Annotated in this window: 19 protein-coding genes; 12 read left to right on the top strand and 7 right to left on the bottom strand. The window is 64.2% G+C overall.

Features of this window, described 5'->3' with window-relative positions:
- A partial coding sequence (locus FJ941_RS28590) for a chloride channel protein (RefSeq protein ID WP_181170050.1) occupies positions 1 to 670 on the top strand: 670 nt, incomplete at its 5' end.
- A gap of 54 nt (positions 671 to 724) precedes the next feature.
- Here FJ941_RS28590 and FJ941_RS28585 read toward each other — a convergent pair.
- From FJ941_RS28585 to FJ941_RS28575, 3 genes are all read right to left on the bottom strand, one after another.
- Positions 725 to 1,228 carry an invasion associated locus B family protein gene (locus FJ941_RS28585; protein WP_140510920.1) on the bottom strand — a complete coding sequence of 168 codons (504 nt, stop codon included), beginning with the start codon at positions 1,226 to 1,228 and terminating at the stop codon, positions 725 to 727.
- A 285-nt stretch (positions 1,229 to 1,513) separates the two neighbouring features.
- The gene (locus FJ941_RS28580; RefSeq protein WP_027146206.1) at positions 1,514 to 1,876 is read right to left on the bottom strand and encodes a YkvA family protein; all 363 of its coding nucleotides are present in this window, start codon (positions 1,874 to 1,876) and stop codon (positions 1,514 to 1,516) included.
- 139 nt (positions 1,877 to 2,015) lie between these two features.
- The gene (locus FJ941_RS28575) at positions 2,016 to 2,312 is read right to left on the bottom strand and encodes a 4a-hydroxytetrahydrobiopterin dehydratase (RefSeq protein WP_140510918.1); all 297 of its coding nucleotides are present in this window, start codon (positions 2,310 to 2,312) and stop codon (positions 2,016 to 2,018) included.
- 50 nt (positions 2,313 to 2,362) lie between these two features.
- On the opposite strand from FJ941_RS28575, the gene FJ941_RS28570 reads away from it, so the two are divergent.
- Entirely contained in the window at positions 2,363 to 2,881 is a 519-nt protein-coding gene (locus FJ941_RS28570; RefSeq protein ID WP_140510916.1) for a low molecular weight protein-tyrosine-phosphatase, read from the top strand.
- Here FJ941_RS28570 and thpR read toward each other — a convergent pair.
- Entirely contained in the window at positions 2,785 to 3,381 is a 597-nt protein-coding gene (thpR, locus tag FJ941_RS28565; RefSeq protein ID WP_140510914.1) for an RNA 2',3'-cyclic phosphodiesterase, read from the bottom strand. The two genes, FJ941_RS28570 and thpR, sit on opposite strands and share 97 nt — an antisense overlap.
- Positions 3,382 to 3,510: 129 nt before the next feature.
- Positions 3,511 to 4,155: an arylesterase gene (locus FJ941_RS28560; RefSeq protein ID WP_140510912.1), complete on the bottom strand. Its 645-nt coding sequence runs from the start codon at positions 4,153 to 4,155 to the stop codon at positions 3,511 to 3,513.
- 85 nt (positions 4,156 to 4,240) lie between these two features.
- Here FJ941_RS28560 and FJ941_RS28555 point away from each other — a divergent pair, with 85 nt between their 5' ends.
- From FJ941_RS28555 to FJ941_RS28540, 4 genes are all read left to right on the top strand, one after another.
- Positions 4,241 to 4,936, top strand: a complete 696-nt coding sequence (locus FJ941_RS28555) for an ABC transporter ATP-binding protein (protein WP_140510910.1) — start codon at positions 4,241 to 4,243, stop codon at positions 4,934 to 4,936.
- Positions 4,936 to 7,485, top strand: a complete 2,550-nt coding sequence (locus FJ941_RS28550; protein ID WP_140510908.1) for an ABC transporter permease — start codon at positions 4,936 to 4,938, stop codon at positions 7,483 to 7,485. The genes FJ941_RS28555 and FJ941_RS28550 overlap by 1 nt, the downstream gene beginning before the upstream one ends.
- 230 nt (positions 7,486 to 7,715) lie before the next feature.
- Positions 7,716 to 8,489, top strand: a complete 774-nt coding sequence (locus FJ941_RS28545; protein ID WP_140510906.1) for a Bax inhibitor-1/YccA family protein — start codon at positions 7,716 to 7,718, stop codon at positions 8,487 to 8,489.
- 105 nt (positions 8,490 to 8,594) lie between these two features.
- Positions 8,595 to 9,188: a GNAT family N-acetyltransferase gene (locus FJ941_RS28540; RefSeq protein WP_140510904.1), complete on the top strand. Its 594-nt coding sequence runs from the start codon at positions 8,595 to 8,597 to the stop codon at positions 9,186 to 9,188.
- Positions 9,189 to 9,265: 77 nt separating this feature from the next.
- Here the strand turns inward: FJ941_RS28540 and FJ941_RS28535 are convergent, their stop codons facing one another.
- The gene (locus FJ941_RS28535; RefSeq protein WP_140510902.1) at positions 9,266 to 9,652 is read right to left on the bottom strand and encodes a DUF2794 domain-containing protein; all 387 of its coding nucleotides are present in this window, start codon (positions 9,650 to 9,652) and stop codon (positions 9,266 to 9,268) included.
- Positions 9,653 to 10,172: 520 nt separating this feature from the next.
- Here FJ941_RS28535 and FJ941_RS28530 point away from each other — a divergent pair.
- From FJ941_RS28530 to FJ941_RS28505, 6 genes are read left to right on the top strand one after another with little or no spacing between them, the layout of a single operon-like run.
- Entirely contained in the window at positions 10,173 to 10,832 is a 660-nt protein-coding gene (locus FJ941_RS28530; RefSeq protein WP_140510900.1) for an XRE family transcriptional regulator, read from the top strand.
- 35 nt (positions 10,833 to 10,867) lie between these two features.
- Positions 10,868 to 11,938, top strand: a complete 1,071-nt coding sequence (locus FJ941_RS28525; RefSeq protein ID WP_181170048.1) for a PotD/PotF family extracellular solute-binding protein — start codon at positions 10,868 to 10,870, stop codon at positions 11,936 to 11,938.
- A gap of 22 nt (positions 11,939 to 11,960) precedes the next feature.
- Entirely contained in the window at positions 11,961 to 12,824 is an 864-nt protein-coding gene (locus FJ941_RS28520; RefSeq protein WP_140510896.1) for an ABC transporter permease, read from the top strand.
- Positions 12,824 to 13,621 (top strand): ABC transporter permease, encoded by a 798-nt coding sequence (locus FJ941_RS28515; RefSeq protein WP_140510894.1) that lies wholly within the window; start codon positions 12,824 to 12,826, stop codon positions 13,619 to 13,621. The genes FJ941_RS28520 and FJ941_RS28515 overlap by 1 nt, the downstream gene beginning before the upstream one ends.
- Entirely contained in the window at positions 13,618 to 14,730 is a 1,113-nt protein-coding gene (locus FJ941_RS28510; RefSeq protein WP_140510892.1) for an ABC transporter ATP-binding protein, read from the top strand. Before FJ941_RS28515 ends, FJ941_RS28510 begins: the two co-directional genes overlap by 4 nt.
- 22 nt (positions 14,731 to 14,752) lie before the next feature.
- Positions 14,753 to 16,138, top strand: a complete 1,386-nt coding sequence (locus tag FJ941_RS28505) for an FAD-binding oxidoreductase (RefSeq protein ID WP_140510891.1) — start codon at positions 14,753 to 14,755, stop codon at positions 16,136 to 16,138.
- A gap of 55 nt (positions 16,139 to 16,193) precedes the next feature.
- Here the strand turns inward: FJ941_RS28505 and FJ941_RS28500 are convergent, their stop codons facing one another.
- On the bottom strand, positions 16,194 to 17,009 hold the full coding sequence (locus FJ941_RS28500; RefSeq protein ID WP_140510889.1) for a thioredoxin family protein: 816 nt from the start codon (positions 17,007 to 17,009) through the stop codon (positions 16,194 to 16,196).
- Positions 17,010 to 17,329 lie beyond the last annotated feature (320 nt).

The following is a 17,329-nucleotide window of genomic DNA, read 5'->3' as shown; positions in this document are numbered from 1 at the left end:
GTCGACGGTGACGAGCTCGTTTGCCGTCGACTGGCGGCTGGTGATCGCCTGCGGCGTCATCGGCGGCGGCTTTGGCGCCTTGTTCTCGTTGCTGGCGTTGAAGGCGACGCGGCGTATCCGGCGCTGGAGCGCACTGCAGCCGCTGTGGCGCGCGCTGCTGGTGGCGGCGGTCTGCGGACTGGTGGTGGCGGTGATCGGCATCGCGTCGGGCGGGCTGACCTTCGGCACCGGCTACGCGCAAGCGCGCAGCGCGGTCGAAGGCACGCCGCTGCCCTGGTTCTTCTTCGCCGAGAAATTCGCGGCCGGGCTGCTGTCGATGATTTCAGGCATACCCGGGGGCATCTTCGCGCCCTCGCTGGCGGTCGGCGCCGGCATCGGCAGTTCGCTCGGCCTGGTGTTCGGCAGCGGCGCCGGCGTCGCGGCGCTGCTCGGCATGGCCGGCTATTTCGCCGGCGTGGTACAGGCGCCGATGACGGCCTTCGTCATCATCCTCGAAATGACCGGCAATCACGACAATGTCATCGGCCTGATGCTGGCCTCGATGCTGGGTTACGGCACGGCGCGCCTGATTTCGCACGAGCCGCTCTATCACGCCCTGTCGCGGGTCTTCATCGCCGAAGCGATCCGGCGGCGGCGGGCGGAAGCCGCACCGGAATCAGGCCACGGCTGAAAAAGCAAAAGGCCGGGGTTGCGGCCCGGCCTTTGGTTCAAAAACGAAGATAGCCTATTTGCACTTGGCGATCGAGGACAGCGCCGCCGAAATGCCCTTCAGCGAAAAGACATAATTCGTGGGATTGCCGCGGCCCGACTTCGCCGACACCTTCATGTCGGTGCCGGTCTTCATCGCCGCGATCAGCACCGGTTCCTCGGCGGCGTTCTCGACCCAGGCCGATTTTCCGCGCGTGAACATCGAGAAGCTCTTCTTGTCGATGGTGACGGTGGCCTTGGAGCCTTCCTGGAAATTGTAGCCGGCGATGAACTGCGGCTCATAGGATACCTGTTGGCCGGGCCGCTGGCTGACGAAGAAGAACATGTCGCCATGGTCGAGCGTCGGCGGCTGCTTGTCGGTCGGCACGGTCAGCACGTAGCAGACCTTGCCGCCCGACGCCTGGTAACTGTAGGTGCCCCAGGCATTGTGCTGGCCGATCTTGGTCGCCTGCTGCGCCAGCGCCGGCGCTACCGAGGCCGCCAGGACCAGGCTCGAAACTAGTGCAATCAATCCGCGCATCGTTTTTCCCGTATTCCAAATGGTGCGGAGGCGGGCCGCGTGGCGTCCTGCCGTCGCTTCATTTTGATTTAATCTGGGTTACCAAACGGTGAACTTCCCAAGAGAAAAGGACCTTCACCCCAGGAAACCGCCGCCATTTCCGCGCCGCCGCCTTGTCAGCGGCCGGCACGGCGTCCCTTTGGTGACTTGGAGGCCACGAAAACGGCAAGAGTTTGACTTTTGACCCGCCGCTGAACGCCCCTGTCCAGGGGCTGGGCCGACGTGGCGGGTTCGGCGGGCGGGACTTTAGCCCTTGTCGGCGATTGCGTCCTTGGCGGCCTGCCGGTGCGCCGGCGTGATATGGGCGCTGACGGCGGTGATCGCGGCGGTCAGCACGGCGATGTCGTCGGTGAAGCCGAGGCCGAAGATGAAGTCGGGGATGAGGTCGACCGGCAGGACGAAGTAGCCGAGCGCGGCCACCAATATGCCCTTGGCGCGCAGCGGCGTTTTCTTGTCCATGGCGCAGTAATAGGCGGCGACGACGTCTTCCATGAACGGAATCTGCCGCGCGGCCTTCTTGGCAGTGCGCCAGAACTTTTCGCGCACTTCGCCCTCGCCGCCCAGTCTGTCGCCAAAGCCGAAGAAGTCAAAACCGGATTCTTGCGCCATCAATCTCTCCTAGCGGGTCCCATGCCCATACTGGCGCATGCCCGCGGATCAAAATGTGGTGAAAGCCGAACCCGGCTGCAAGATGCGGGCGCCGATTTGGCGGGTCCGCGCCGGGCCCGTGAGCATGGCCAGTCCGCGTTCAGCCGCCGAAATAGCGGTTCATCTTCTTGGCCAGTTCGATATCGAGCGCCGTGACGCCGCCGGCGTCATGCGTGTTCAACGTCACGTCGACGGTCTTGTAGACATTCGACCAGTCGGGATGATGGTCCATCTTCTCGGCGGCCAGCGCGACACGGGTCATGAAGGCGAAGGCTTCGGAGAAATTCTTGAAGGTGAAGGTGCGCGCGATCGAGGCGCCGTCCTTTGCCAGCGCCCAGCCGTCAAGCGCCGCAAGCGCTGCTTCGGCGGCTTCCCTGCCCAGTTTCTCTCTCGTCATGTCCGCTTCCCGTGCTATTGCGCTGGAGTAGCCAGCATAGCGCCGGATCCATGATAGCGAAGCCCATAAATTCCATTCTTTTCGTCTGTCTCGGCAACATCTGTCGATCGCCGCTGGCGGAAGGCGTCCTTCGCGCCGTGCTTTCGGAGCGCGGATATGGCGGGGATATCGTGCTCGATTCGGCCGCGACCGGCGGCTGGGAGGTCGGCTCCGCTCCCGATCCGCGCTCGATTGCGATCGCGTCGCGCCACGGCATCGACATCTCGCGGCAGCGGGCGCGCAAGATCGTGCCGGAGGATTTTCACCGCTTCGACCTGATCTTCGGCATGGACCGGTCCAACGTCCACGACCTGAAGGCGCTGGCGCCGGCGGCAGTGCGCGATCGCATCCACCTGTTCCTGGACTTCGCCGAGGGAAGGCCGCGCGATGTGCCGGACCCCTATTATGGGGACCGGGAAGCGTTTGCTTCGGTTTATCGCATGATCCGCGAGGCATCGGAGGCGCTGGCGACACGGCTTGCGGCGCGCGTATCGACGCCGGACAGCGGCCAGGCTTCCTCGACGACATAAGGGCCGCCGCCGACCGAATCACGCGACGACATCAGGACGAAGCGGCCGATGCGGAACGGCAGCGTCGAGAAATTGCCGCGCGCCGACAGATATTGGGCGACGTCGAGCGGGCTCGAATTGCGCAGGCGCGCCAGCGTCACATGCGGCATGAACTTGCGCGGATCGGCGGGAATGCCGAGCCGTTGGCAAATGCGCTCGATCTCGGCCTGAAGGGCGGCCAGATCGGGCGAGGGGGAAGCGCCCGCCCACACGGCATGCGGCTTCTTCTGGCCGAAAGCGCCGACACCCGAGAGTGCCAACGAGAAGGACGGGCGCTGCACCCGGTCGAGCGCATTGGCGATCTCGTCGGCGACATGGCCTTCGACATCGCCGATGAAGCGCAGCGTCAGATGGTAATTTTCGACGTCGATCCAGCGGGCCCCGGGCAGGCCGCCCCGGAGCAGGGACAGCGAAAGGGCGGCATCACGCGGAATTTCGAGGGCGGTGAAAAGACGCGGCATGAAGAGCCTCCCTTCCTCGAATCGAACTGTCATCCCTAGCGAATCATCGATAATCAAATGGAGCAAGTGGTTTGTTGGTCGCAGGCCTTCGCTAAACGTTTCCCCAACGGAAAGCGGCTTTATCGGACATCATGAATCTCCCGGCACCGCCGCGATGGCCTTCTCCACCGTCGGCAGGATGCGCTCGACCATCTGATCGACCCCTCTGGCGTTCGGATGCAGGCCATCTCCGAGTTGCAAACCGGACTGGCCGGCGACGCCGTCGAGAAAGAACGGATACAGCGTAACGCCGTATTTCGCGGCGAGTTCCGGAAAGACGGCGTCGAAGGCGCTCTGGTAGTCGGCGCCGAGATTGGGCGCGGCGCGCATGCCGGCCAGGAGCACGGCGATCTTGCGCCCTTTGAGCTTGCCCAGCATCGCGTCAAGGTTCTTCCGGGTGATGTCGGGTGAAACGCCGCGCAGCATGTCGTTGGCGCCGAGTTCGAGGATGACAAGCTGCGTCCCGTCCGGCACCGACCAATCGAGCCGCGCTAGGCCGCCGCTGGAGGTATCGCCGGACACCCCGGCATCGGCGACGGCGACGTCATGGCCCCTGGCGCGAAGGGCGGCCTGCAATTTGTCGGTAAAGCCCTCACCCGGCCCAAGGCCGAACCCCGCCATCAGGCTGTCACCGAAGCCGACGATCTTGAATGGCTCGGCGCGCGCCGACGAAATGGCGCCGCAAATGGCGAGGAAGACGATCAGGCCTGCGGCAAAGCGGCGTTTGAAAGACATGCGGCAGGCCCCATATGACAGAGAATTCTTCCGGCGATGGCTTCCGACAGGCAGAGCCTCCCTTTCCATATAGGACGCTTTCATTTTGACAGAAGCCGTCATCGCGCTGAAAGACGTATCCCTGACACTCGGCGAAGGGGCTTCCTCCGTCCATGTGCTGCAGGGCGTCAGCCTCGAAGTGGCGCGCGGCGAGGCGACGGGCATCGTCGGTCCGTCGGGGTCCGGCAAGTCGACATTGCTGATGGTGCTGGCCGGGCTGGAGCGGGTCGACTCGGGTACGGTACGAATCGCCGGCGAGCTGCTCAATGACAAAACCGAGGATCAGACCGCTTCGTTTCGTGGCCGAAACATCGGCATCGTGTTCCAGTCCTTCCACCTGATCCCCAACATGACCGCGCTCGAAAATGTCGCGGTGCCGCTGGAACTGGCCGGCCACGCCGATCCGTTTTCGGTGGCGGAGCGGGAACTGGCGGCCGTGGGCCTCAGCGACCGCGTCACCCATTACCCCGGCGAACTCTCGGGTGGCGAGCAGCAGCGCGTGGCGATCGCCCGGGCGCTGGCACCGTCGCCGCGCATCCTGATCGCCGACGAGCCGACCGGCAATCTCGACCAGGCGACGGGGCGGCAGGTCGCCGATCTTCTATTCGCGAAGGCCGCCGAGCGCGGCATGACGCTGGTGCTGGTCACCCATGATCCGGCGCTCGCGGCGCGCTGCTCGCGCCAGGTGTCAATGCGCTCCGGGCGGATCGAAGCGCCGGCGCCGGTCAAGGTCACCGCCTGATGCCGCTGGCGCGGACGTTGAAGCTTGCGATCCGCTTCTCTGTGCGCGAGATGCGTGGCGGCCTGTCCGGCTTCCTTATTTTCCTCGCCTGCATAGCGCTCGGCGTCGCGGCCATCGGCGGCGTCAATTCGGTGGCCCGCTCCATTACCGCCGGTGTCGCCGATCAGGGCCAGACGCTGCTCGGGGGCGACCTTCGCTTCCAGATCAACCAGCGCGACGCCAACCAGGCTGAGCTTGGCTTTCTCGACGGGCTGGGCGTCGTTTCGCATATCGCAGGCATGCGCTCGATGGCGCGCCTGGCCGACGGATCCGACCAGGCGCTGGTCGAGGCCAAGGCGGTCGACGAGGCCTATCCGCTCTATGGCGCGCTGGAAACCGAACCGGCGCTGACGAAGCAGGAACTGTTCGGCGGGCAGTTCGGCGTTTTCGGCGCCGCTGCACCCGACCTCTTGTTCGAACGGCTGCATCTCAAGATCGGCGACCGGCTGAAACTCGGCACCGCCATCTTCGAACTGCGCGCCAAGCTGGTGAGCGAGCCCGACGCGGTTTCCGACGGGTTCGGCTTCGCGCCAAGGCTGATGATCTCGACCGAGGGCCTCGCGGCCAGCGGACTGATCCAGCCGGGCAGCCTGGTCGAGAACGCCTACAAGGTCCGGCTGCCCGCCGCTGCCGACGAGGCGCGGCTCAAGGCCATCCAGGACCAGGCGACCAAGGATTTCCCGGAGGCCGGCTGGTCGATCCGCACGCGCAGCAACGCAGCACCGGCGCTGTCTTCCAACATCGAACGCTTCTCGCAATTCCTGACGCTGGTCGGGCTTACCGCGCTGGTGGTCGGCGGCGTCGGCGTCGCCAATGCGGTGCGGGCCTATCTCGACGGCAAGCGCGGCGTCATCGCCACCTTCAAGAGCCTGGGGGCGTCCGGCGGCTTCGTCTTTGCCGTCTACCTCGTGCAGATCCTGATCATCGCCCTGCTCGGCATCGGCGCCGGCCTGGTGCTGGGCGCGGTGATGCCGTTTGTCGCAAGTGCCGCCCTGCAGTCCGTCATTCCGGTGCCGGCGCAAGGCGGCTTTTATCCCGGCGCGCTCGCCATGGCGGCGCTGTTCGGCCTGCTTGTGACGCTCGCCTTCGCGCTGCTGCCGCTCGGCCGCGCCCGTGACGTGCCGGCGACCGCGCTGTTCCGGGAGATGGGGCTGGAAGGCCGCGGACTGCCGCGCCCCGTCTATGTCGTTTGCGCGCTCGGCATCGCGCTTTTCCTGGCGGCGCTGGCGATCCTGTTTTCGGGCGACCAGCGCATCGCCTCGATCTTCGTCGGCGCCACGATTTTTGCTTTCCTGGTGCTGCGTCTCGTTGGCGGACTGGTGCAATGGGCAGCCAGGAAAAGCCCGCGCGTGCGCTTTGTCGCGCTCAGGCTCGCCATCGGCAACATCCACAGGCCCGGCGCGCTGACGCCGTCGGTGGTGTTGTCGCTGGGGCTTGGACTGACTCTCCTGGTGACGCTGGCGCTGATCGACGGGAATCTCCGGCGCCAGATCTCCGGCAACCTGTCGGAGCGGGCGCCGAACTTCTTCTTCGTCGACATCCAGGGCAGCGAAGTCGATGCCTTCTCATCGCTGATCGCAAAGGAGGCGCCGCAGGGAAAGCTGGCCAAGGTGCCGATGCTGCGGGGCCGGGTGATGGCGCTCAACGGCGTCGATGTCGACAAGGTCAACGTGCCGGCCGAAGGCGCCTGGGTGCTGAAGGGAGATCGCGGCCTGACCTATGATATCAGGCAGCCGGAAAACGCGACGCTGACCGAGGGCAAATGGTGGCCGGACAATTATGCCGGCGAGCCGCTGGTTTCGTTTTCCGACAAGGAGGGCAAGGAAATCGGGCTGAAGCTCGGCGACACCGTCACCGTCAATGTGCTCGGCCGCAAGGTCACGGCGCGGATCGCCAATTTCCGCCAGGTCGAATGGGAGACGATGGGCATCAATTTCGTCATGGTGTTCTCGCCCAACACATTCGCGGGCGCCCCGCATGGCTGGATCGCGACGCTCACTGAAAAGAGTGCTTCGAGCGCCGACGACGCGCGCGTCCTCAATGCCGTGACCCGCGCTTTCCCGGCGGTGACGACGGTGCGGGTCAAGGACGCGCTCGACATCGTCAACCGGTTGGTCGGCCAGCTCGGCACGGCGATCCGGGCGGCGGCCGGCGTGGCGCTGATCGCCTCGGTCCTGGTGCTTGCCGGCGCGCTTGCCGCCGGCAATCGGGCGCGCATCCACGACGCGGTGGTGCTGAAGACGCTGGGCGCGACGCGCACCACGCTGATAACGGCCTTCTCGCTGGAATACATGCTGATCGGGCTCGCCACCGCGATCTTCGCGCTTGCCGCAGGCAGCGCCGCAGCCTGGTTCGTCGTCGCGCGCATCATGACCTTGCCGTCGCATTTCATGCCGGAAGTCGCGGTCGCCACGATTGCCTTTTCGCTGGTGATCACGGTCGGCATCGGCCTTGCCGGCACCTGGCGGGTGCTTGGCCACAAAGCGGCGCCCGTGCTGCGAAACCTCTGATTCGCCGCCCTGCGCCGCCTGCCCGGGTTAAATCTTTGTAAGAATGCCGTCTAAAACGGCCGGCGGAGCGGCATTTTAGCCTGTCACGAACCGTTACAACAGGTTACGGTCTTGTTCTCGACGCGAATAACCATCATATTTCGGCGCAGGCATGCTGGAGCCCCGCCAGCGGCGCCTGGGTCCGCAAGAGGCCCGACACCGGACGGGGCAGAAGCAACAGAGGATTTCCAATGGCTGATCCCATTCGCAATTATCAGACGTCGGCGGTGCCCGGCGTCCGCGCCGACATCGACCAGGGTCTGCGCGCGTACATGATCAAGGTCTACAATCTGATGGGGCTTGGCTTGCTCATCACCGGCCTTGCCGCCATCGGCACGATCATGCTGGCCACCACCGCCGACCCGGCCTCGGCCGTCGCGACGCTGCCGAGCGGCGAGATGCTGACCTCGTTCGGCTATGCGATCTTCGGTTCGCCGCTGCGCTGGGTTGTCATGCTGGCGCCGCTGGCCGCCGTGTTCTTCCTGTCGTTCAGGATTCAGTCGATGAGCGTCGCCGCCGCGCAGACGACCTTCTGGGTCTATGCCGGCCTGGTCGGCCTGTCGCTGTCGTCGATCTTCCTGGTCTACACCACGGCAAGCATCTCGCAGACCTTCTTCGCCACCGCCGCCGCTTTCGGCGCGCTGTCGCTGTTCGGCTACACCACCAAGCGCGACCTGTCGGCGATGGGCTCGTTCCTGATCATGGGCGTGTTCGGCATCATCATCGCGTCGGTGATCAACATCTTCCTGCAGTCGTCGGCGCTGACCTTCGCCGTCTCGGCGATCGGCGTGCTGGTGTTCGCCGGCCTCACCGCTTACGACACGCAGAAGATCAAGGAGATGTATTTCGAGGGCGACGCATCCGATGTCGCCGGCCGCAAGGCCATCATGGGCGCGCTGTCGCTCTACCTCGACTTCATCAACCTGTTCATGTTCCTGCTCCAGTTCATGGGCGACCGCCGCTAAGCGGTATTGGACCATCAACTCTTGGAAGGGCGGCCCAATGGCCGCCCTTTTCTTTTATGTGGGCCTCTGCTGTTGTCGAGGGCAGATAAGAGGGCTGCATTGAGAATGAGCAATATCGTGATCAGGCCGGCAACCCCGGTCGACCTCGACATAATCACGGAAATCTATGCCGACGCGGTGACCAACGGCACGGCGAGCTATGAACTGGAGCCGCCCAGCCGCGCCGAGATGGGGACGCGATTCGCCACGCTCGCGGCCGGCGGCTTTCCCTATCTGGTGGCCGAGAAGGACGGCGCCGTGCTCGGCTATGCCTATGCCGGCCCCTTCCGGCCGCGCCCGGCCTATCGCTTCATCGTCGAGGATTCGGTCTATGTCGCGCCCAATGCCAAGGGTCAGGGCGTCGGCCTCAAGCTGATGCAAAGCCTGGTTGCGGCGGTGCAGGCGGCAGGCTTTCGCCAGATCGTCGCGGTCATCGGCGATGGCCACGCCCACAGCGCCTCGGTCAGGCTGCACGAGAAGCTCGGCTTTCGCCATTCCGGCCGCCTCGAAGGCTCCGGCTACAAGCACGGGCGCTGGCTGGACACGGTGTTCATGCAGCTATCGCTGAACGGCGGGGCATCGGTGCCACCCGATCCGGATTCGTTGCCGGAGCGGAAATTCCGGAAGGGGGAATTGAAGAATGAGGAACTGGAGAATTGAGGAATTGAAGAACTGAAGAATGAAAGAAAAATGGCGCTTACGTCAGACGCCGAGTGTCTTATTCCTCAATTCCTCGTTCAAACCTGGACCAGCTTCAGCTTGCTGTCGAAGACGCCAAGCACGCGGCCAAGCTCCTGGCCGCGTTTGAGGATGCGCCCGCCCGCCGCGATGACGGCGAAGGCGCCCTGCTTGCGCGCCAGTTTCGGATCCTTGACGATCTGGAACAGCGGTACTTCGCTGGCGCGACGAAAAACGGAAAAGACAGCGCGGTCGGCGAGATGATCGATGGCGTAGTCGCGCCATTCATTGGCGGCGACCATACGTCCATAGAGCCTCAGGATCTGGTCCAGTTCACGCCGGTCGAAGCGGACCGGCTGGTCGAGGCGTTCACGTCGCGCCTCGTGTAGCGGGATCAATATTGCGGATGCGTCTCCATCCCCCATCCCGCCGCCGTCATCAGTCATGCCTCGATCCTTCAAAATGAATCTTTGCCAACCAAAGTTGGCCCCTTCGCAACCCAATTGCAAGAGCCGGCGAAGCGAAGCCGGCGGCGAGCCGTTTCCGTCGCGTCCAGTCACGTTTGTGAAACGCATGTTGGAATTGGTGATGCTTCGCCACATTTCTGCCTTTTTTTATCCGCGCTCATGCCCCAATGTCCGACGAATTTACCGGCGTTGCCTGAGACGGTTCGGTCCGGCACCGGCTCGTAAACCCCAAGCCCCCCGCCCACGGGTCTGCGTCGGATCGAACCAACCTCGGCCTTTTCCACGGAAAAGCGCCAGGTGCGACGATCCCAAAACCTAAATGACCGGCGTCAGAAGCAAGCTGACGTCGGTTTTTTCGTTTTTGCACCTTTTTACGCAACTAAGGCGACCCGTGGAACTCGGCGTAAAGCCCCCGAGGCGGCCATATCGACTCAATCCGCCGACGTGCTTGCCATTTGCCGCCTCACTTAATAGGGTGTTAAGTGAAACGGAGACGGCAATGCCAGGCGCATCGGACTCCACGGCAAAACAGGTGAATGGTGGGACGGTCGCGCCAGAGGCCGGCGGCGTCGGCCCTCGCATCAAGGCATTGCGCACGGCGCGGCGCGTCTCGCTGCGCCAACTCGCCGACATGGCGGGCACGACGGCGAGCTTCATCAGCCAGCTCGAGCGCAATCTGTGCGGCGCCAACACCGGCACGCTGCTCAAGATCGCCGCCGCTCTCGACCTCGGCATCAACGATCTGTTCGAGGACAATGCCCGCCCCCTGCACAAGGTGCTGCGGCGCGAGGAGCGGCCGGTCGTTCCGGTCGGCGTGCAAGGCCGCAAGATGCTCCTGTCGCGGCGGCCGATCCACCAGTTCGAGGTCTATGCCGGACATTTCGAGGTCGGCGGGTCGACCGGCGACGAGACCTATGTCCATAGCGGCGAACACGAAATGTTCATGGTGCTCAAGGGGACGGTGGAGCTGACGCTTGCCGACGAGCGCCATGTGATGCGCGAAGGCGACAGTGTCGAATACGCAACATCGGTGCCGCATCGCACGGTCAATGTCGGCGACACGCCGGCTGAGGTGCTGTGGATCATCGCGCCGCCAACCGCCGGCGCGCTCGAACTCGATCAATACAGGCCCGGAAACCGCTCGCATCCGGGTGAATGAAAACAAATGCGAGTTCAGCAATGGGAGAGTTGATCATGAGACTGAGATTTGGACATGCGGCGTGCGTCGCCGTGCTTATGGCTGCTACCGCCGCGCTCGCACAATCCAAGCCGGTGGCGGGAGAGGTAGCTGAAGGCTCGCTGAAGGGCAAGACGCTGACCTTCGTGTCCTATGGCGGAATCTACCAGGACGGCCAGGTGGCCGCGCTCAAGGAGTTCGTCGACAAATCCGGCGTCAAGCTGCTCAATGACGGCCCGACGGAGATCGCCAAACTGCAGGCGCAGGTCGAGTCGGGCAATGTCACCTGGGACGTCGTCGATACCGACGACCTGCCGCCCTATGTATATTGCGGCAAGCTGTTCCAGAAGCTCGATCTGGCGAAGCTCGACGTCTCGAAAGTCCCGGAAGGTCAAGTCGGCGAATGCTCGGTGCCGGCGATGAACTACGGTGTCGTGCTGATGTATAACAAGGAAAAGTACGGGGATAATCCGCCCAAGAGCTGGGCCGATTTCTTCGATACCCAAAAATTCCCAGGCGTGCGTGGGATCGACGGCTCCGGCAGCCCGACCGGCGGTTTGCTGGAACAGGCGTTCAAAGTCGCCGGCGGCGACCCGAAGGCGATGACGGTGGCCGACATCGACAAGGCCATCGATGTGGTCCGCAAGCTCGGCCCCGACACCATTTTCTGGAAGACCGGCGCCGAATCGCAGCAGCTCGCCGAATCCGGCGAGGCCGACATGCTGATGATGTGGACGGGCCGCGCCATGACGGCAGTCAAGAACGGTGCCAAATATGCACCCGCCTGGCAGGACTGGCTGGTGGTGATGGACCAGATGACGATCCCGGTCGGCGTCAAGGATACGGATGCATCCTACGCGTTGCTCAATGCCTATCTCGGCAAGCATGCCCAGGAAATATTGGCGGAGAAGACCTCCTACACGCCGATCAACAACGACGCGCAGCCCAAGGTCGACGCTTCCGTGTCCGCCTACCTGACCAACACGCCTGAACGCCAGAAGCAGGGCTACAAACAGAATTTCAAGTTCTGGGTGCCGAACTTCGCGGTGGCGCAGGAGAAGTGGTCGGCGCTGATGGCCGGCAACTGACCGGCTGACGGGAATACAGACCGTGAGCGCGTCCAAGCCAACCATTCCTGCTGCCGAAAGGCGCCGGGCATGGCGGCCGTACGCGCTCGCGCTGCCGGCGCTGGTCCTGCTCCTGGCGGTGATCGGCTATCCGCTGCTCACCATCATCCTGCGCAGCCTGTCGGAGCCGGAGTGGGGCCTGCAGAACTATATCTGGTTCTTCAGCATGCCCATCAATCTCACCGTGCTCCAGCGGACCTTCGTCATTTCGATGTGGGTCACGCTGGTGTGCGTGGTCTCGGCCTATCCCTACGCTTATCTGATGACCGCGGTCGGGCCGCGCGTTCGGCTGGTGCTGATGCTATGTGTGCTGATCCCGTTTTGGGTGAGCGGCGTGGTGCGCACCCTGTCGTGGGTGATCCTGCTCCAGGATTCAGGGGTCATCAACTCGATCCTGCGGTCGCTCGGGCTCGGCGGCGTCAGGCTGATCCGTACCCAGACGGGCGTGGTCATCGGCATGGCGCAGGTTCTTTTGCCCTTCATGATCCTGCCGCTCTATTCGGTCATGAAAGGCATCGACCTCAGGCTGATGCGCGCCGCGCAAAGTCTTGGCGCCCGACCGTCCCGCGCCTTCTTCACCATCTACCTGCCGCTGTCGCTGCCGGGCGTCTATGCCGGGGCGATCATCGTCTTCATCCTGGCGCTCGGCTTCTACATCACACCGGCTCTGCTCGGCGGTCCTCGTTCGACCATGCTGTCCACCCTGGTGCAGACGCAGGTGCTCAGTCTGCTGCAATGGGGCAGGGGCGGCGCGATGGGCGTGGTGCTGCTGGTCACGACTTTCGTGCTGCTGGCGCTTGCCGCGCCGGTGATGCGATCCCGGTACCGGGAAGCGGAGCGGCGCTGATGGAAATGAAGCCGCTCACGCGCGTCGTCCTGGGTCTTGTCTGCCTGCTGGTGGCCATATGGCTGGTGGCGCCGACGCTGGTGGTGGTGCCGATGTCGTTCAACGAGAACAAGTCGCTGGCGTTTCCGCCGCAGGGCTTCTCCTGGCAGTGGTACCAGAATTTTGTCACCAACCCCGATTGGTCGAACAGCTTCCTGAATTCGCTGAAGGTCGCCTCGATCGTCGCGGTGCTGGCAACGGTGCTCGGCACGCTTGCAGCCTTCGGTCTCGACCGCATGAAAGCGCGGCCGGCAAACCTGCTGCGCATGCTGATGTTGACACCGATGGTCGTGCCCGGCGTGGTGCTGGCCATCGGCATCTACGCTGTCTATCTCGATACGCGGCTTGTCGGCACGCTGCTCGGCTTCGTGCTCGCCCACACCATCCTTGCGCTGCCCTTCGTGCTGATTGCCGTCTCGGCCAATCTCGAAGTGTTCGACAGGCGCCTCGAGACGGCCGCGGCGAGCCTGGGCGCGAACGCGCTCACCACGTTCCGCACGGTGACGCTGCCGTTGATTGCGCCCGGCGTGCTGTCAGGGCTGCTGTTCGCCTTTGCCACCTCCTTCGACGAGATTGTCGTGTCGCTGTTCATCACCAATCCCTACCTCAAGACATTGCCGGTGCAGATCTTCGCTTCCATCACGCGCGACGCCGACCCCACGGTAGCGGCCGTCGGCACGATCCTGTTGTTTGCCACCACGATCCTGATCGGCAGCGGCATGCTTCTTCTTGGCCGTGAGCGGAAAGGACGCCAATGAATCCGGGGCAAGAGAGCAGGGGCGCGGCGATCGATCTCAAGTCGATCAGCAAGGCCTATGGCAGCTTCAAGGCGCTGGACGGCGTATCGCTGCACATCAAGGCCGGCGAGTTCATGACGCTGCTCGGGCCGAGCGGCTCCGGCAAGACGACGACGCTCAATGTCGTTGCCGGTTTCACCGAGGCCAGTTCGGGCGCGCTGGAAGTGGGCGGCAAGAGCGTCGTCGGCGTCCCGGCGCACAAGCGCAACATCGGCGTGGTGTTCCAGCATTACGCGCTGTTCCCGCACATGACCGTGAGCCGCAACGTCGCCTATCCGCTCGCCCTGCGCGGTGTGGCCGGAGCCGAGCGCGAACGCCGCGTGCGCCAAGCGCTCGACATGGTCAAGATGGCGGATTTCGGCCACCGCTTTCCCAGCGAACTTTCGGGCGGCCAGCAGCAGCGCGTGGCGCTGGCGCGCGCCATCGTCTTCGATCCGCCGCTGCTGTTGATGGACGAGCCGCTCGGCGCGCTCGACAAGAAACTGCGCGAATGGCTGCAGCTCGAAATCAAGCGCATCCACCGCGAACTCGGCACCACCTTCGTCTATGTGACGCACGACCAGGAAGAGGCGCTGGTTCTGTCGGACCGCATAGCCGTGTTCAACCGGGGCCGCATCGAACAGATCGGCACCGGGCGCGAGCTGTATGACGAGCCGGCGACGCTGTTCGTCGGCAAATTCATCGGCGATTCCACCGTGCTGCGCGGGGCCGCCGCCACCTCCGGCGGGGAGACGGCGATCGACATTGCGGGCCAGAAGGTAGCGACAGCCAAGCGTCTCGCCAATGGCGGCAGGCCGGTCATGCTGCTGCGGCCCGAAAAGCTGGCGCTTGCCCGCCGTGGTGCCGGCGGCGATGGCCGCAACCGGCTCACGGGGCGCATAGGCGAAGCGATCTATCTCGGCTCCGGCTCCAAATACGAGGTCGATCTGGCCGACGGCTCCAAAGCCATCGTGCGCTCGACCCTGGAAGCAGACAGTTTTGCCATCGGAGACGAGGTTGACGTGCTGTTCGCCGGCGCCGACGTGAAGCTGCTCGCCGACGACGACAAGGCCGACCTGACGCTTACCTGAATTTCGGAACGGATTTCAAAAAATGCAAGCCAAGCATAATGGCGACGTGTCGTTCTGGTATGCCGATATCGGCGGCGTTCCCGCTTATCGGCCGCCCTTGCCCGGCGACATCGAGGCCGATGTCTGCGTCGTCGGCGCCGGCTACACCGGCCTGTGGACCGCCTACTATTTGAAGAAGGCACAGCCTGCGCTGCGCGTCGCCATCGTCGAAAAGGAGTTCGCCGGCTTCGGCGCCTCGGGCCGCAATGGCGGCTGGCTGTCGGGCGGTTTCAGCTGGTCGCGCGAGAAATACGCAAAAACCTCGTCGCGCGGCGCCGTGATCGACATGCAACGCGCCATGTTCGGCACGGTCGATGAGGTGATCGCGGTGACGGAAGCCGAGGGCATCGATGCCGATATCCGCCGTGTCGACAACATCACCGTCGCCACCAACGCCGCGCAACTACAGCGCGCCAGGGCAGAATACGAGGAGCTGCTGGGCTGGGAGATGCCGCCGGAGCGGCTGGCCTTCCTCGACGCGCGGGAGGCGCGCCAGCGCATCGCCATCGACAAGGTGCTGGGCGCCTTGGTCGTGCGCAACGTCGCGCGTGTGCAGCCGGCCAAGCTGGTCCAGGGTCTGGCGGCCGCGGTCGCGCGGCTCGGCGTGCCGATCTACGAGCAGACGCAGGTGCTGGCGATCGAGAAGGGGAAGGTCACCACCACCAGAGGTATCGTGCGGGCGCAAAAGATCATCCGCGCCACCGAGGGGTTCACGGCGGGTATTCCCGGCTATGAGCGTCTCTGGCTGCCGCTGAACAGCGCCATCGTGGTGACCGAGAAGCTGCCGCAGGAACTCTGGGACGCGATCGGCTGGAATGGTTACGAGGTGCTGGGCGACGCCGCGCACACGTATTGCTACGCTCAGCGCACGCGCGAAGGCCGCATCGCCATGGGCGGCCGCGGCGTGCCCTATCGCTTCGGCTCGCGCACCGATGTGCGCGGCCGGACCCAGCAGGCAACCATCGACCAGTTGCACGAGGTGCTGATCAAGCTGTTGCCGCAGACCAAAGGCGTGCGCCTTGACCATGCCTGGTGCGGCACGCTCGGTGTGCCGCGCGACTGGTGCACGACTTCGGGTTTCGACCGTGAGAGCGGCATCGGCTGGGCCGGCGGCTATGTCGGGCTAGGCGTGTCGAGTTCCAACCTGTCGGGCCGCACCTTGCGCGACCTGGTGCTCGGCCACGACACCGAACTGACCCGGCTGCCCTGGGTCAACCGCACGGTCAAGAAATGGGAACCGGAACCGCTGCGCTGGCTCGGCGTGCATACCATGTACCAGCTCTATCGCATCGCCGACCGGCGTGAAGCAAACGGCTTGGGCCGTACCTCACGCCTTGCGGCCTTTGCCGATCGCCTGACCGGACATTGAAACCATTCGAAGATGTGTAACGGTTTGCGTCTGGAATTGCGCCGAACCCGTGACGCTACAGGTTTCGATCAATGGAGGTCTCGGATCCGGGCTTGTGGATGAAAGCCGCGCCCAGGATGGGACCCGGGAGGCCATCCTTGCCGACCGATTGCAAAAGCACGGCGCAGCCGCCCTTCTTGGTGATCTCGCTCAGCGGCAATTCGTAGCGCTGCGCCTTGCCGTGCCACATGCCGGCGGTCTGGATGCCGGTGACCGCGTTCCAATAGGTCATCTTGCGGCCAGAGTTCTCGCCCTGGCCGATCTTGACCGTCTGCGGTGCGTCGAAATAGACGATGACGACATGGGCGTCGTTCGGGCCGGCGCCGGCATCGCCGGTGTCGATGATGACACGGTCGCCGGTGCGGCTGACCTTGACGGGCACACGCATGCCTTCGCCGGCACGGGCCATGCGGGCAAGCGCGCCATCGACCTCGCCGCGATTGGCGCCGTTGACATGCATGCGGCCGTTCAGGACGGCCTGCGGCGTATAGACGGAACGGCTGCTGAAATAGCGCATGTAGTCATATTGCCGCTCGGTGTTTTCCTTGTGGCTCAGCGTGTCCTTCCAGCCGAGATAATCCCAGTAGTCGACGTGGTAAGCGAGCGCGACAAGGTCTTGCCTGGTGGCGAGTTCGGCGAAGAACGCGTCCGCCGGCGGGCAGGAACTGCAGCCCTGGCTGGTGAACAGTTCGACCACACCAAGCGGCCGGTCGGGCTGGGATTTTTCGGCCTGGACTGTTTCGGGCTCGCTGCCTTGGCCAGCACCGGCAAAAACCGAAAAGGCCAGCGCGAAGGCTGCCAGCCATAATGATCGTCGCGAGGCCATGACCATTCCAATTCCCGCCGGTGATGCCGGCTTTGTTCTGCTTGGCCGAAATATGTGGCAGAACGGGAAGTCAACGGGAAGTCACGTTGCGGTGAAATTTTATCGCTGCAATCGTGAGGTAAGGCCGCAATAGGAGAAGCCACTGCATTTCACGGTGTGGTTCGATCCGGCGGCGGCATCATCCCTATGTGGCAGGTTCTCCTCACCCCCGCCGATCTCTATTGCGATCGAACCGGCCCTGGACTTTGGTCCGGGCCGGTCAGTGCTTTGACGAACCCTGCCTTCATCGCTGCAGGACTGTGGGGCGTGCGGGAGGGGAGTAGGGG

This window comes from Mesorhizobium sp. B2-3-13 (assembly GCF_006442195.1).
Taxonomy (GTDB): Bacteria; Pseudomonadota; Alphaproteobacteria; order Rhizobiales; family Rhizobiaceae; genus Mesorhizobium; species Mesorhizobium salmacidum.
The sequence above is the reverse complement of the archived record's forward strand: the minus strand, read 5'-3'. Positions and strand labels throughout refer to the sequence as shown.